General features: G+C 72.2%; 10 protein-coding genes. 3 read left to right on the top strand and 7 right to left on the bottom strand.

The window, feature by feature from the left end:
• Positions 1–119 precede the first annotated feature (119 nt).
• Positions 120–1,409, top strand: a complete 1,290-nt coding sequence (gene paaK, locus DMA15_RS35030) for a phenylacetate--CoA ligase PaaK (protein ID WP_125518217.1) — start codon at positions 120–122, stop codon at positions 1,407–1,409.
• 6 nt (positions 1,410–1,415) lie between these two features.
• Here the strand turns inward: paaK and DMA15_RS35025 are convergent, their stop codons facing one another.
• Positions 1,416–2,918 (bottom strand): acyl-CoA synthetase, encoded by a 1,503-nt coding sequence (locus DMA15_RS35025; RefSeq protein WP_125516680.1) that lies wholly within the window; start codon positions 2,916–2,918, stop codon positions 1,416–1,418.
• A 205-nt stretch (positions 2,919–3,123) separates the two neighbouring features.
• On the opposite strand from DMA15_RS35025, the gene DMA15_RS35020 reads away from it, so the two are divergent.
• The gene (locus DMA15_RS35020) at positions 3,124–5,496 is read left to right on the top strand and encodes a penicillin acylase family protein (protein WP_240660343.1); all 2,373 of its coding nucleotides are present in this window, start codon (positions 3,124–3,126) and stop codon (positions 5,494–5,496) included.
• A gap of 53 nt (positions 5,497–5,549) precedes the next feature.
• Here the strand turns inward: DMA15_RS35020 and DMA15_RS35015 are convergent, their stop codons facing one another.
• Both DMA15_RS35015 and DMA15_RS35010 read right to left on the bottom strand, forming a co-directional pair.
• Positions 5,550–7,115, bottom strand: coding sequence for an acyl-CoA synthetase (locus tag DMA15_RS35015; protein WP_125516679.1), 1,566 nt, complete (start codon positions 7,113–7,115; stop codon positions 5,550–5,552).
• Positions 7,112–8,224, bottom strand: a complete 1,113-nt coding sequence (locus DMA15_RS35010; protein ID WP_125516676.1) for a nitronate monooxygenase — start codon at positions 8,222–8,224, stop codon at positions 7,112–7,114. The genes DMA15_RS35015 and DMA15_RS35010 overlap by 4 nt, the downstream gene beginning before the upstream one ends.
• A 147-nt stretch (positions 8,225–8,371) precedes the next feature.
• Between DMA15_RS35010 and DMA15_RS35005 the strand changes: the two genes are divergently transcribed.
• Positions 8,372–9,598: an FAD-dependent oxidoreductase gene (locus DMA15_RS35005; protein ID WP_125516674.1), complete on the top strand. Its 1,227-nt coding sequence runs from the start codon at positions 8,372–8,374 to the stop codon at positions 9,596–9,598.
• Positions 9,599–9,632: 34 nt separating this feature from the next.
• Here the strand turns inward: DMA15_RS35005 and DMA15_RS35000 are convergent, their stop codons facing one another.
• The 4 genes from DMA15_RS35000 to DMA15_RS34985 form a co-directional block, all read right to left on the bottom strand.
• Positions 9,633–10,250: a TetR/AcrR family transcriptional regulator gene (locus tag DMA15_RS35000; protein ID WP_125516672.1), complete on the bottom strand. Its 618-nt coding sequence runs from the start codon at positions 10,248–10,250 to the stop codon at positions 9,633–9,635.
• A gap of 57 nt (positions 10,251–10,307) precedes the next feature.
• Positions 10,308–11,861, bottom strand: coding sequence for an NAD(P)/FAD-dependent oxidoreductase (locus tag DMA15_RS34995; RefSeq protein ID WP_125516670.1), 1,554 nt, complete (start codon positions 11,859–11,861; stop codon positions 10,308–10,310).
• Positions 11,862–12,003: 142 nt separating this feature from the next.
• On the bottom strand, positions 12,004–14,241 hold the full coding sequence (locus tag DMA15_RS34990) for a serine/threonine-protein kinase (protein ID WP_125516668.1): 2,238 nt from the start codon (positions 14,239–14,241) through the stop codon (positions 12,004–12,006).
• Positions 14,223–15,167, bottom strand: a complete 945-nt coding sequence (locus tag DMA15_RS34985; protein ID WP_125516666.1) for an oxygenase MpaB family protein — start codon at positions 15,165–15,167, stop codon at positions 14,223–14,225. Before DMA15_RS34985 ends, DMA15_RS34990 begins: the two co-directional genes overlap by 19 nt.
• Positions 15,168–15,185: the final 18 nt, after the last annotated feature.

Genomic DNA, 15,185 nt, shown 5'->3' with positions numbered 1-15,185 from the left:
AGCGGCCGTGCGAGATCTCTTGACGCTTACCCCGGGGACTGGATTACTGACCTCGACGGAAGATCGTCGACCGAATGATCGGTCGCCCGTTCGGGACGGGAGAACCACTTATGACGCGTATGCCGCCACAGCTGGACGCGGCGGAGCGGCTCGGCCCCCGTGAGTTGGGGGCGCTGCAGCTGGAGCGCCTTCAGGACACCCTGTTGCACGCGTACGAGAACGTCCCGTTCTACCGGGCCGCGTTCGACAAGGCGGGCCTGCGCCCCGACGACTGCCGTTCGCTCGCCGATCTGGCGCTGTTCCCGTTCACCACCAAGGACGATCTGCGGGCCAACTATCCGTTCGGGATGTTCGCGGTGGAGCAGTCCGAGGTGCGCCGGCTGCACGCGTCCAGCGGCACGACCGGTCTGCCGACCGTCGTCGGGTACACCGAGCGCGACCTGTCCATGTGGGCGGATGTCGTGGCGCGCTCGATCCGCGCGGCGGGCGGCAGGCCCGGGGACAAGGTGCACGTGGCCTATGGGTACGGCCTGTTCACCGGCGGTCTCGGCGCGCACTACGGGGCCGAGCGGCTCGGCTGCACGGTGATCCCCGCGTCCGGCGGGATGACGGCCCGCCAGGTGCGGCTGATCCTCGACTTCCGGCCCGAGATCATCATGGTGACGCCGTCGTACATGCTCACGCTCCTGGACGAGTTCGAGCGGCAGGGCATCGATCCCCGTACGACGTCCCTGCGGGTCGGCATCTTCGGCGCGGAGCCATGGACCGAGGAGATGCGGCGCGAGATCGAGGAGCGCTTCGCGATCGACGCGGTCGACATATACGGGCTCTCGGAGGTGATCGGCCCGGGTGTCGCCCAGGAGTGCCTGGAGACCAAGGACGGGCTGCACATCTGGGAGGACCACTTCTATCCCGAGGTCGTCGACCCGATCACGGGCGAGGTACTGCCGGACGGGGAGCGCGGTGAGCTGGTGTTCACCTCGCTCACCAAGGAGGCCATGCCCGTGGTCCGCTACCGGACGCGGGACCTGACGCGCCTGCTCCCCGGCACGGCGCGGGTCTTCCGGCGGATGGAGAAGGTGACCGGCCGCAGCGACGACATGGTGATCCTGCGCGGGGTCAATCTCTTCCCCACGCAGATCGAGGAGATCGTGCTGCGCACGGCCGGTGTCGCCCCGCACTTCCAGCTGCGTCTGACCCGCGAGGGGCGCATGGACGCCCTGACGGTACGGGCCGAGGCGCGCGCGGACACCCCGCCCGAGCGGCGTGCGGCGGCGGCCCGGGAGATCGCGGCGGCCGTGAAGGACGGCATCGGCGTCTCGGTCGGCGTCGACATCGTCGATCCGGAGACGCTGGAGCGTTCGGTGGGCAAGTTCAAGAGGATCGTGGATCTGCGGGAGAGGGGATAGGGCGGCTCAGGAGGCGCTGAAGCGGTCCCGCAGCTCCCGCTTGAGGATCTTTCCGCTGGCGTTGCGCGGCAGCTCGTCCACGAAAAGGACCCGCTTGGGCGCCTTGAAGTGGGCGAGCTTCTCGCGCGCGTGGGCGATGAGTTCGGCCTCGGAGAGTTCCTTGTCCTTGCGTACGACGACGGCGGTGACCGCCTCGATCCAGCGCTCGTCCGGCAGCCCGATCACGGCGGCCTCCGCGACACCCCCGTGCGTGTACAGCGCGTCCTCGACCTGCCGTGAGGCGACGAGCACCCCGCCGGAGTTGATGACGTCCTTGACCCGGTCCACGACGGTGAAGTAGCCCTCCGCGTCCCGCACCGCGAGGTCGCCCGAGTGGAACCAGCCGTCGCGGAACGCCTCCGCGCTCTCCTGCGGCTTGTCCCAGTAGCCGTCGCACAACTGCGGTGAGCGGTAGACGACTTCGCCCTCGGTGCCGTCCGGCACCTCGCGCCCGTCCTCGTCGACGACGCGTGCCTCGACGAACAGGACCGGCCGCCCGCAGGAGTCCATGCGCCCCTCGTGCTCATCGGGCCCGAGGACGGTGGCGAGCGGGCCGATCTCGCTCTGCCCGAAGCAGTTGTAGAAGCCGAGGCCAGGCAGCCTGGAGCGCAGGCGTTCCAGGACCGGCACCGGCATGATCGACGCGCCATAGTAGGCCTTGCGCAGGGCGCCGAGGTCGCGGGTGGCGAAGCCGGGATGGTTCGACAGGCCGATCCACACGGTCGGCGGCGCGAAGAGGCTGTCGGCGCGCCCGGCCTCGACGAGGTCGAAGATCCGCTCGGCGTCGGGCCCGTCCAGGACGGTGTTCTCGGCGCCGACCGCGAGGTAGGGCATGAGGAAGACGTGCATCTGCGCCGAGTGGTAGAGCGGCAGGGAGTGGACGGGCTTGTCGCTCTCCTTGAGGTCCAGGGCGGTGATCGCGCTCGCGTACTCGTGGACGAGGGCCCGGTGCGACATCATCGCGCCCTTGGGCTGGGCGGTCGTGCCCGAGGTGTAGAGCAGTTGCGCCAGGTCGTCGCCGCCGGGGCCCTCTCCGTCGTACGCGGCTGAGGCGGCCAGCCGCGCGAGCAGCGAGTCGTCCGTGTCGCGCAGGGGCAGGGTCGCCGCGTCGGCGGGCAGGTGCCCGGCGAGGTCCGGGTCGGCGAGGACGAGCGAGCTGCCGGACTGGCGGACGATGTAGGCGAGGTCGTCGCCGGTGAGGTTCTGGTTGACGGGCACATGGACAAGGCCCGCCCGCGCGCAGGCGAGGAAGCCGATCAGATAGGCGTCGGAGTTGTGGGCGTACGCGCCGACCCGCTCGCCCGGGGCGAGGCCGTGGTCGCGCAGCACGCGGGCGGCGCGCGAGACGGCGTCGTCCAGCTCCGCGTACGTCCAGGACCGCTCGCCGTAGTGGAGTGCCGTGCGGCGCGGTGTGCGGCGCGCGCTGCGGCTGAGGACTGCGTCGACTGTGCTCTCCCGTACACCCGTCATGACGTGATCCTGTGTCCCTGGCGGCACCTCGGTCAAGGGACCATACAGATGACATACCGCTTGGTACGCTCAACCGCCGCTTCCGTCAACGCTGTTGGGAGGCTCCCCCTTGCGCACCCGTACCCGCACCCAGCCCAGAGGCCGAGTCCGAGGCCGTACCCGTACGAGACGACTGGCCGCCGCGGGCATCACCTTGCTGACCGCCGTGGCCCTGCTGCCGGCCGGCGCGGTGGCCGCGCCGCGCGACGCCCACCCCTCGGGCGGCGGCCTGCACGCCACCATCCGCTACACGCAGTACGGCATCCCACACATCCTCGCCAAGGACTACGCGAACCTCGGCTTCGGCACGGGATGGGCGCAGGCCGCCGACCAGGTCTGCACTCTCGCCGACGGCTATGTGACCGTACGCGGCGAGCGCTCCCGGCACTTCGGGCCCGAGGCCTCCCCCGGCGCGGCCCTGTCGTCGGCGTCCACGAACCTCAGCAGCGACCTGTACTTCCGTGGGGTGCGGAAGGCGGGGACGGTGGAGAAGCTCCTGAAGCAGCCCGCCCCCGCGGGGCCCAGCCGTCGGACGAAGGAGCTGATGCGCGGCTTCGCCGCGGGCTACAACGCCTGGCTGAAGCAGAACCGCGTCACCGACCCGGCCTGCGCGAAGGCCGACTGGGTCCGCCCGATCACCCCCCTGGACGTGGCCCGCCACGGCTTCGCCGTGCAGGTGCTCGGCGGCCAGGGGCGCGGCATCGACGGCATCACGGGCGCACGGCCGCCGGGCGCCGCGGACAAGGACCGCGCCACGGAAAGGAACCCCGCCGCCGACCCGCGCCGCACGGCGAAGGCCGCCCGGGAGCTGTTCTCGGCGCAGGACGCCGACATGGGCTCCAACGCCGTCGCGTTCCACGGCACGACCACGGCCAACGGCAAGGGGCTGCTGCTCGGCAACCCGCACTACCCCTGGCAGGGCGGGCGCCGCTTCTGGCAGTCGCAGCAGACCATCCCGGGCGAACTGAACGTGTCCGGCGCCTCGTTGCTCGGCACCGGCGTGGTCAACATCGGCTTCAACGAGGATGTGGCGTGGAGCCACACCGTCGCCACCGGCGTCCCCTTGAACCTGCACCAGCTCACCCTGGACCCGGCCGATCCGACCACCTATCTGGTGGACGGCAAGCCGCACAAGATGACGAAGCGGACCGTCACCGTGCCCGTGAAGGGCGGCAGCGCGCCGGTGACCCGCACCCAGTGGTGGACCCGCTACGGCCCCGTCGTCTCCGGCCTCGGCCCGCAGCTGCCGCTGCCCTGGTCCTCGACCACGGCGTACGCGCTGAACGACCCGAACGCCGCGAACCTGCGCGGCAGCGACACCAACCTCGGCTTCGGCAAGGCCCGTTCCACCGCCGGCATCCTCAAGTCGCTGCGGGAGACCCAGGGGCTGCCCTGGGTGAACACCGTCGCGGCGGACCGGCGCGGCCACTCGCTGCTCACGCAGTCGCAGGTGCTGCCCCGCATCACCGATGAACTCGCGGAGCGCTGCAGCACGGACCTCGGCAAGATCACCTACCCGGCGTCGGGTGTCGCCGTGCTCGACGGCTCGCGGGGCGCGTGCGCGCTCGGCTCCGACGAGGACGCGGTGCAGCCCGGGATCTTCGGGCCTTCGCGGATGCCGACGCTGAAGAACGCCCCGTATGCGGAGAACTCCAACGACAGCGCCTGGCTCTCCAACGCGGACCGGCCGATCACCGGTTACGAGCGGGTCTTCGGCACGATCGGCACGCAGCGTTCGCTGCGTACGCGCGGAGGCATCCAGGATGTGGCGGCGATGGCCAAGAAGGGCCGTCTGACCGTCGCCGACCTGCAACGCCAGCAGTTCGCCAACCGGGTCCCGGCGGCGGATCTCGCGGCGGACGACGCGGCGAAGGCCTGCGCGGCGCTTCCCGGCGGCATGGCGACGGGCAGTGACGGCAAGGCGGTTGACGTATCCAAGGCCTGCAAGGTGCTGGCGCGCTGGGACCACAGGATGGACACCAACAGCCGCGGCGCGCTGCTCTTCGACCGGTTCTGGCGCATGTTGACGGCGACCGTGCCGAGGGCGCAGCTGTGGAAGGTGCCGTTCTCCGCGGCCGATCCGGTGCGCACCCCCCACACCCTCGACACCTCGGTACCGGGCTTCCCGAAGGCGCTGGCGGACGCGGTGTCCGAGCTGGAAGCGGCGGGGATCGCGCTGAACGCTCCGCTGGGCGAGAACCAGTACGTCGTGCGCGGCGGCAAGCGCCTGCCGGTGCACGGCGGCACGGAGTCCCTCGGCGTCTGGAACAAGATCGAGGCGACCTGGGACCCGAAGGCGGGTTACACCGAGGTCGCGCACGGGTCGAGTCACATCCAGGCGGTCGGCTGGGGCGAGGGCCGCTGCCCCAAGGCCCGCACGCTGCTGACGTACTCCCAGTCGTCCGAGCCCGGCTCGCCGCACTTCAGCGACCAGACGCGGCTGTACGCGAAGGAGCGCTGGGTGACGTCGCGCTTCTGCGAGAAGGACATCCTCGGTGATCCCGCGCTGAAGGTGGTGCGGGTGCGCGAGCGCCGTTGAGTTCTCGGCGGGCCGGGCCCTCGGGAGGCCCGGCCCGCCGCCCCTCGCCGCCCTCACATGGCGCGCTCGCGGCCCTCCCAGTACGGGTCGCGCAGCCGGCGCTTGTACAGCTTGCCGTTCGGGTCGCGGGGCATCGCCTCGATGAAGTCGACGCTCTTGGGCCGCTTGTACCCGGCGAGCCGCCGCTCGCAGTGGGCGAGGATCTCGGCGGCGAGGGCGTCGTCGGCGGTCCTGCCCTCGGCGGCCTCGACGACGGCCTTGACCTCCTCGCCCCAGTCGTCGTGCGGGATCCCGAAGGCCGCGGCGTCGGCGACCGCGGGATGGGTGAGCAGCGCCGACTCGATCTCGGCGGGGTAGATGTTCACGCCGCCCGAGATGATCATGTCGATCTTGCGGTCGCGCAGGAAGAGGTAGCCGTCCTCGTCGAGGAGGCCGAGGTCGCCGACGGTGAAGAAGTCGCCGATGCGGTTCTTCCTCGTCTTCGACTCGTCCTTGTGGTACGAGAATCCGCCGGTGGACATCTTCATGTAGACGGTGCCGAGTTCGCCGGGCGGCAGGCGGTTGCCGTCGTCGTCGAAGACGGCCAACTCGCTGATGGGCCAGGCCTTTCCGACCGTTCCCGGTTTCTTCAGCCACTCCTGCGCGGTGGCGAAGGCGCCGCCGCCCTCGCTGGCCGCGTAGTACTCCTCGACGCACTCGCCCCACCACTCGATCATCGCCCGCTTCACGTGGTCGGGGCAGGGGGCGGCGCCGTGGATGGCGTGCCGCATCGAGGACACGTCGTACGCGGCCTTCGTCGCCTCGGGCAGCGCGAGGAGGCGGTGGAACTGGGTCGGCACCATGTGGGTGTGCGTGCAGCGGTGCGCGTCGATGAGGCGGAGCATCTCCTCGGGAGTCCACTTGTCCATGACGACGAGGGGGTGGCCGATGTGCAGGGCGGCGCCCGCGAATTGGAGGACGGCGGTGTGGTAGAGCGGTGAGCAGACGAGGTGGACGTTGCCGTCGAAGGGTTTGATGCCGAAGATGCCGAGGAAGCCGCCGAGGTAGGACTCCTCGGGGAGTTTGCCGGAGAGCGGTCGGCGGATGCCGCGGGGGCGGCCGGTGGTACCGGAGGTGTAGTTCATGACCCAGCCGAGCGTGCGGTTCTCGGGGACCGACTCCGGCTGACCTTCGAGGAGTTGGCGGTAGGGGCGGAAGCCCGACACCTCGCCGACGGCGTAGCGGTGGGTGGCCGGGAGGGCCGCCTCGTCGGCCGCGGCCACCGCCGCGTCGGCGAACCTCTCGTGGGCGATCAGCACCTTGGCCCCGGAGTCGGCGACGATCCAGGCGATCTCGGGGCCGACCAGGTGGTGGTTGACGGGGACGAGGTAGAAGCCGGCCTGGGCGGCAGCCAGGTACGCGGTGAGGAACTCCACGCCGTTGGGCAGGACGACGGCGAACGCGTCGCCGCGCTCCAGACCGGCGGCCCGCAGACCGTGCACCAACTGGTTGACCGCGCTGTGCAGTCGGCCCGCCGTCCACTGCTCGCCGCCGGGGGCGACGAGGACGGTGCGGCCGGGGTCGGCCACGGCCTGTGCCCAGAAGCCGTTCGGCGGGGTGCTGCTGGCAGGTGTGCTCACGACTGGCTTCCCCTTCCCGCGATGCGGTTGATCCGGTCGACGGCCCGCTCGAACCCGCGTGTCAGATCGTCGAAGACGGCCTGGACGCCGCGTTCGCTGTTCATCCGGCCGACGATCTGCCCCACCGGGGTGCCGAGCAGGTTCCGCACCTCGTACTTCTGGATGCGCGAGACCGCCTCGGCGACGAGGAGCCCCTGGAGCGGCATGGGGAGTGGTCCCGGGCCCTGCGGGTCGTCCCAGGCGTCGGTCCACTCCGTGCGGAGCTGGCGCGCGGGTTTGCCGGTCAGGGCCCGGGAGCGGACCGTGTCGCCGGAACCGGCGGCCAGCAGTTTGCGGGTGAGGGCGGGCGAGTGCAGGTCGGCTTCGGTGGTGGTGAGCCACAGGGAACCGAGCCAGACGCCCTGGGCGCCGAGCGCGAGCGCGGCCGCGATCTGCTCGCCGCTGCCGATGCCCCCGGCGGCGAGGACCGGCATCGGCGCGACCGCCTCCACGGCCTCGGGGGTGAGCACCATGGAGGCGATCTCGCCGGTGTGCCCGCCCGCCTCGTACCCCTGGGCGACGACGATGTCGATGCCGGCGTCCGCGTGTTTGCGGGCGTGCCGGGCGCTGCCCGCGAGGGCGGCGACGAGGACGTCGTTGCCGTGTGCGCGGTCGATGACGTCGGCCGGGGGTGAACCGAGGGCGTTGGCGAGGAGGGCGATCGGGTAGTCGAAGGCGACGTCGAGCTGGTCGCGGGCGACCTGCTCCATCCAGCCGGTGATGCGCCAGCCGGACGCCTCGCCCTCGGGCAGCTCGGGCACGCCGTGCTTGGCGAGGGTGTCCTTGACGAACTGCCGGTGGCCCTCGGGGATCATCGCCTCGACGTCGACCTCCGTGACGCCTTCGACCTTCTTGGCGGGCATCACGACATCGAGGCCGTACGGCATGCCGTCGACGTGCTCCTGCATCCAGTCGAGATCCCTGGCCAGCTCGTCGGGTGCCGTGTAGCGGACCGCGCCGAGCACCCCGAACCCGCCCGCCCTGCTGATGGCGGCGGCCACCGCGGGGAAGGGCGTGAAACCGAAGATGGCGTGTTCGACTCCCAGTCTCCTGCTCAACTCCGTCTGCATGGCCGCAGGATGCCGCAGCGGCCATGCCGAAGGAAGAGGTTTCCTGATGCTGCGTCAGATTGGTGCGCGCACACGATGACTGACCGCATGGTCAGACTTCTGACCGAACGGTTAGTGTGGCCGCACCTACTCAGGGAGGACACCGACATGGAACGCACGACGTGCTGTGTAGTGGGCGGCGGCCCGGCCGGCATGATGCTCGGCCTGCTGCTGGCCCGGGCGGGGATCGAGGTGACGGTCCTGGAGAAGCACGGCGACTTCCTGCGCGACTTCCGCGGGGACACCGTGCACCCCTCGACGCTGCGCCTGCTCGACGAACTCGGCCTCGGGGAACGCTTCGCCCGGCTGCCGGCCCGCAAGCTGCGCGACATGCGGATGCACATCGAGGGCACCACGGTCGTCGCGGGCGACCTGCGGCACATCCCCGGCCGCCACAAGTACATCGCGATGGTCCCGCAGTGGGACTTCCTCGACCTGCTCGCGGGCGAGGCCGCCACCGAGCCGTCGTTCACGCTGCGGATGCGGACGGCGGCGACCGGAGTGCGCCGGGACGGCTCCGGCCGGATCACCGGAGTGCGTTACGTCGCCGAGGACGGCACGCCCGGCGAGATCGCCGCCGATCTGACGGTGGCCTGCGACGGGCGCGGCTCCCTGGTGCGCGCCGCCGCCGGGCTCACCCCGGTCTCGTACGACGTACCCATCGACGTCTGGCAGGTCCGCGTGCCCGCGCCGCCGGACGACCTCAAGAGCGACCGGGTCTTCCTGAGCATCCGCGACGGCCAGGTCGCCGCCACCATGGACCGCGGCGACTATTACCAGACCTCCTACCTCATCAAGAAGGGCACGGACGGCGAGCTGCGCTCCCACGGCGTCGAGTGGTTCCGCGACCGCCTCGGCGCCCTGCTCGGCTGGGACCGCGCCACGATGGCGGAGATCCGCTCCTGGGACGACGTCAAACTCCTGGAGGTCACCATGGACCGCCTCCCCCGCTGGTACACCGAGGGCCTGCTCTGCATCGGCGACGCCGCGCACACCATGTCGCCGGTCGGCGGCGTGGGCGTCAACCTCGCGATCCAGGACGCCGTCGCGGCGGCGCGTCTCCTCGCCGGACCGCTGCGGCGCGGCGACATCGGCGTACGCGATCTCGCCCGCGTCCAGAAGCGCCGGTGGCTGCCGATGGCCGTGACGCAGAAGCAGCAACAGGGCGAGCACGACATGCTGTTGACCCCCGCGCTCGCCGGGACCCTCAGCGGTGACCGGCTGCCGCTGCCCCTCAGGATGCTGCGGCGGGTGCCCGCGCTGCGGACGGTGACGGGGTACCTGGGCGGGGTGGGCGTGCGCCCGGAGCACGCACCGGCGTTCGCGCGCCGCTGACCGCGACCGGTACCCCATCCCGGGCCGGGAGGCCTCAGTCGCGCTTCTCGATGGCGTGCAGCGTGAACGTCACCAGTTCGTCCGCCGCGGCGGCCAGGTCCAGCTCCGGGTGGGCGAGCCAGTGGGCGATCACGCCGTCGATCGCCCCGCCGATCGCGAGGGCGACCGTGGCCGGGTCGAACTCGCGCAGCTGACCGGCCTGTTGGCCCGCGGTGAGGAGATCCGCCAGGGCGTTCCAACGGCCTGCCGTGTCATGGCCGCCGGGGTTCTTGAGCCGGGTGCCGCCCGCGTCGTCGAGGAGCATTTCGGTGATCACCCGTACATGGCGGCGGTTGTCCCGCTGGTAGTCGATCATCGCCCGGACGTAGGCGACGACCGCCGCGCGCGGGTCCGGCTCGGCGGCCACCTTCTCGTTCACGTACGCGGTGAACCGTTCGATGACGTACGAGAAAGTGGCCTGGGTCAGGTTGTCCTTGGAGGCGAAGTGGTAGAGGACCGCGCCCTTCGACAGACCGGCCTGCTCGGCGATGGCCGCCAGAGACGTCGCCGGGTAGCCCTTCGAGGCGATCAGGTCGATCGTGCATTCGATGAGCTGGCCTCGGCGGGCCTGTTCGGTGAAGGTCGGGGTGCCGTCCCCTCGGCGGGAAGCCATCGCGGCACCCCTCTCCTCGTTCGCGCCGGTGATCGACGTACGACCGTACACCAGGCGTTATGCGCCGAGCGCGGCCATGGCGGCGTTGTGGCCCGGGATGCCGCTGACGCCGCCGCCGCGGACGGCGCCCGCCCCGCACAGCAGGACGTTCGCGTGCCGGGTCTCCACGCCCCAGCGGCCGGCGCCGTCCTCGGCGTAGGGGAAGGCGAGATCACGGTGGAAGATGTGGCCGCCGGGCAGCCGCAGATCGCGCTCCAGGTCGAGCGGGGTCTTCGCCTCGACGCAGGGGCGGCCCTGGGCGTCGGACGCGAGGCAGTCGGCGATCGGCTCGGCGAGGTGCGCGTCGAGCTGGGCGAGGGTCGCCTTCAGGAGGTCGGCGCGTACCGCGTCGTTGTCCTTGGCGAAGAGGCGGGCGGGCGTGTGCAGTCCGAAGAGGGTGAGGGTCTGGTAGCCGCGCTCGGCGAGGTCGGGGGCGAGGATCGTGGGGTCGGTGAGCGAGTGGCAGTAGATCTCGGAGGGCGGCGCGGTGGGCGGGGTGCCGGAGGCGGCCTGGGCGTACGCCGTCGCCAACTCCTCGTATCCCTCGGCGATGTGGAAGGTCCCGGCGAAGGCCTCGCGCGGGTCGACGGACGTGTCGCGCAGCCGCGGCAGCCGCTTGAGCAGCATGTTGACCTTGAGCTGGGCGCCTTCGGCGGGCGGGGGCGGCTCGTCGCCGAGGAGTTCGGCGAGGGCCTGCGGGGAGGCGTTGACGAGGATGTGCCGGGCGGCGACGGTCCGCTCGCCGCGGTCGCCCTCCCGGTAGGTGACTTCGCCGCGCTCCCCGTCGCTTTCGATCCGTGTCGCCTCGCATCCCGTGCGCAGCCGCGCGCCCGCGATGCGCGCGGAGTCGGCGAGGGCTCCGGTGAGGGCGCCCATGCCGCCGACGGGCACGTTCCAGTCGCCGGTGCCGCCGCCGATGACGTGGTAGAGGAAGCAGCGGTTCTGTCGCAGGTCCAGGTCGTGGGCGTCGGCGAAGGTGCCGATGAGGGCGTCGGTGAGGACGACCCCGCGCACGAGGTCGTCGGCGAAGCGGTCCTCGATCGCCGTGCCGATGGGCTCTTCGAAGAGGGTGCGCCAGGCGGTGGCGTCGTCGACGCGGGCGCAAAGTTCCGCGCGGCTCGGCAGGGGTTCGGTGAGTGTGGGGAAGACGCGGCGGGCGACCTGGCCGGTCATGGCGTAGAAGCTCCGCCAGGCCTCGTACTCCCGTTCGCCTCCGGTGAGCCGTGCGAAGGCGCGCCGGGTGCGGCCCGCGCCGCCGCCGACGAGCAGGCCGGTGGGGCGTCCTGCGCGGTCGGCCGGGGTGTAGGAGGAGGTGGTGCGTGTGCGCACCCTGAAGTCCAGGTCGAGGTCCCGGACGATCTTCTTCGGCAGGAGGCTGACGAGATACGAGTAGCGGGACAGCCGCGCGTCGACCCCAGGGAAGGGCCGATCGGACACGGCGGCGCCCCCGGTCCCGGCCAGCCGTTCGAGGAGCAGCACGGAGCGCCCGGCGCGGGCGAGATAGGCGGCGGCGACAAGACCGTTATGGCCACCGCCGACGATGACGGCGTCGTACGCATCACGATCGGACATGCCTCTTCCTAGCACGGCGGCTCGGGGGCGGGGGCGCTGGAGCGCGGGTGGGCCGCCGAAGGCCTAGACGGGTGGGCCGCCGAACCCTCAAGGGGCGCCGCTCTCCAGGCCGCCCGACGGAAGGCCCGGCGCGCCGTGGTGTTCACAGCGTCCCGGACGCCCGCTGCTGTCGCAGTGACGCCACCCTGCGGTAGAGCTCCACCGCCTCCGTGCCGCGGCCCAGTTGTTCCAGGCAGTGCGCCTCGTCGTTGCGGCTGGCGAGCGTGTCGGGGTGGTCGGGGCCGAAGACCTGTTCGCGGGCCGCGGCCACCCTGCGGTACTCGGTGAGCGCGTCGGGCCAGCGGCCCAGCCAGCCGAGGCCCACCGCGACCTCGCGGCGGCTCACCAGCGTGTCGGGGTGGTCGGGGCCGAGCACCCGCTCGCGGATGGCGCATACGTCCCGGGCCTCCGCGAGCGCCTCCTCCCAGCGCCCCTGCCGGCCGAGGTTCACACCGAGCCCGTGCCGCGCCCGCAGCGTCTCGGGGTCGGCGGGGCCGCTCACGCGCGTACGGTCGTCGACGAGGTCGCGGTAGAGCTCCAGGGCCTCGGCGCTGCGGCCGAGCCTGCCGAGGCTGATGCCGACCTCGTAGCGGGCGGCGAGCGTGTCGGGGTGGTCCGCGCCGAGCGCCCGCGCCCGCGCGTCGGCGACCTCGCGGTAGGTCTGCAGCGCCTCCGGCCAGCGCCCCAACTGGCCGAGCGCGTACGCGACTTCGTAGCGGGTGACCAGTGTGTCGGGGTGGGTCGCGCCGAGGACGCGCGCACGGGCCGCCGCCACCTCCTGCGCCAGCCGGTAGGAGTCCTCCAGACGGCCGAGGCGGCTGAGGTTGTACGCGAGGTTGTGGCGGCAGCGCAGGGTGTCCGGATGGTCGGGGCCCGCCGTCCGTTCCCGGGCGGCGAGCACCGAGGTGTACATCTGGTGCGCCTCGAAGTGCTGCCCCAACTGCCCCAGTACGTACGCCATTTCCTGGCGCGCCGCGAGCGTGTCCGGATGCTCGGGGCCGAGGGAGCGCTCCCGGCCGCGGGCGACCCTGTCGTACTCGCGCAGGGCGTCGGCGGCGCGGCCGGTGCGGCTGAGCGTGAAGCCGACCTCGTACCGGCTGGCGAGCGTGTCGGGGTGGTCGGGCCCCAGCGCGTGCTCCCGTTCGGCGGCGACCGCGCGGTGCACCTCGCCCGCCTCCGCCCAGCGCCCGAGCCTGCCGAGGCTCAGCCCCGCGTTGTGGCGGCCCGCGAGGGTGGCGACCAGCTCCGGTGACGGGGTGGGCCGTTCGGGCCGGTGGGGCGCCGGGGTCCGGCGCGTGTCGGCGCGCGGGACCCACTCGCCGGTCAGTCCGGCCGCCGCGTCGGGCGGGGTGGTGCGCAGCACGGAGGCGCCGCTCGCCTTGTGTCCGGTGGTCATGCCACGGGTCCAGGAGGGCAGGCGCGGCTCACCGGAGGGCGGCTGCCCGGGTCGGCGTACCGGGGGCGTGATGACGGTCGGGACGTACGAGGGTGTGGCGCGGCCCGCGGAGATGCGGCGGCGCAGGTCGCGCGCGTCCGGGGGCCGGTCGCCGGGGTCCTTGGCGAGCAGGTCGAGGACGATGTGCTCGAAGTAGGCGGGCAGTTCGCCGCGGTGGCGGCGCGGCGGGGCGGGCACGGTGTCGCGGTGCCCGACGAGGACGGCCCAGGCGTCCTCCAGGTCGAAGGGCGGGGCGCCGGTGGCGATCTCGTAGAGCACGCACCCGAAGGAGTACAGGTCGCTGCGCTGGTCGACGGGTTCGCCGCTGATCTGCTCGGGCGACATGTAGTGCGGTGTGCCCATGGCGATGCCGGTGCCGGTCAGGCGCGAGGTGAAGCCGATGTCGGCGCCGAGCCTGGCGATGCCGAAGTCGCATATCTTCACGGTGCCGTCCGAGAGCAGCATGATGTTCGCGGGCTTCAGGTCCCGGTGCACGATGCCCTGCTCGTGGGTGTAGGCGAGGGCGGCGGCGACCTGGTCGGCGATCTCCACGACGTCGGCGACGGGCAGCGGCTGCTGTTCGTTGTCCTCCAGGAGCTGGCTGAGGTTGCGGCCCTCGAGCAGTTCCATCACCAGATACAGCACGCCGTCGTGCTCGCCGAAGTCGTGGACGACGGTGATGCCGCGGTGCTGGAGGGCGGCCGCGACGCGCGCCTCGCGCCGGAAGCGCTCGCGCAGCACGCGCGTGAAGGACTGGTCGTGCTGGGGCCCCATCGGTTTGAGGCATTTGACGGCGACCTGGCGTCCGAGCGACTCGTCGCGCGCCCGCCACACCTCGCCCATCCCGCCGCGCCCGATCAGATCCAGGAGCCGGTAGCGGCCCTGGATCAGCCTGGTGTCCGCCATCTCCCGCTGTCGCCCCCGTTGCCTCGCTGCGCCCTCCCCGGCCCGTCCAGTATGGCGTCCCCCCTGTCGAGTTTGTACGGGGCCGGGCGGCTGCCGGGACCCAGGCGGGCCATGGCGCGCAGGATGTGCTTGGGCGGAAGTTGCCAGCGCACACGCGCGGGGACGGCGCGCAGGGCGGTGCCGGTGAGGGTCAGGCGCCGGGTCACGGTGGAGGGCGGTGGGGCGGCTCTGCCGTACAGCTCGTGGGCGTACGACGGCAGGGAGGCGTACGCCAGGGAGGCCACGCGCCGCCACAGCAGGGCGCGCGCCGGGGCGAGCAGGGGGTGCGTCGGCGGGCTGCGCAGGAAGTCGTCGACGGCGCGGGCGTCGGGCCCGGCGGCCAGCGCGGGGCGCACCTCGGCGAAGTACGCGGCGAGTTCCGCCGTCGAGCCGGGTACGTCAGCGGGGTCGAGGCCGACCAGCCGGGCGCTCTGCCGGTGCTCGTCCACGTACCGGGCGGCGAGCGCGTCCGGCATCCGGATCCCCGAGCGGCGGACTACGTGGAGGTAGGAGTCGATCTCCGCGCAGTGCACCCAGAGCAGCAGCTCGGGCTCGTCGACGCGGTACCGCTCACCCGTGTCCGGGTCGGTGGCCGTGAGCATCGTATGGATCTTGCGTACGCGGGCGCCCGCCTTCTCGGCGGCCTCGGTGGTGCCGTAGGTGGTGGTGCCGACGAAGCGGGCGGTGCGCATCAGGCGGCCCCAGGCGTCGTTGCGGAAGTCGCTGTTCTGCATGACGCCGCGGACCGCGCGGGGGTGCAGGGCCTGGAGGTAGAGGGCGCGGATCCCGGCGATCCACATCATCGGGTCGGAGTGGAGCTGCCAGGTCACCGACGCCGGGCCGAAGAGGCCGGGGTCGGGCTCGGCCGGGGGTATGGGCTCGGTCATGGGGCGACCACCTCTTGA

Origin of the sequence: Streptomyces sp. WAC 01529, from assembly GCF_003945545.1 — a bacterium.
Lineage (GTDB): Bacteria > Actinomycetota > Actinomycetes > Streptomycetales > Streptomycetaceae > Streptomyces > Streptomyces anatolicus.
Note: the sequence above shows the minus strand (reverse complement) of the source record. Positions and strands in the feature narration are given on the sequence as shown.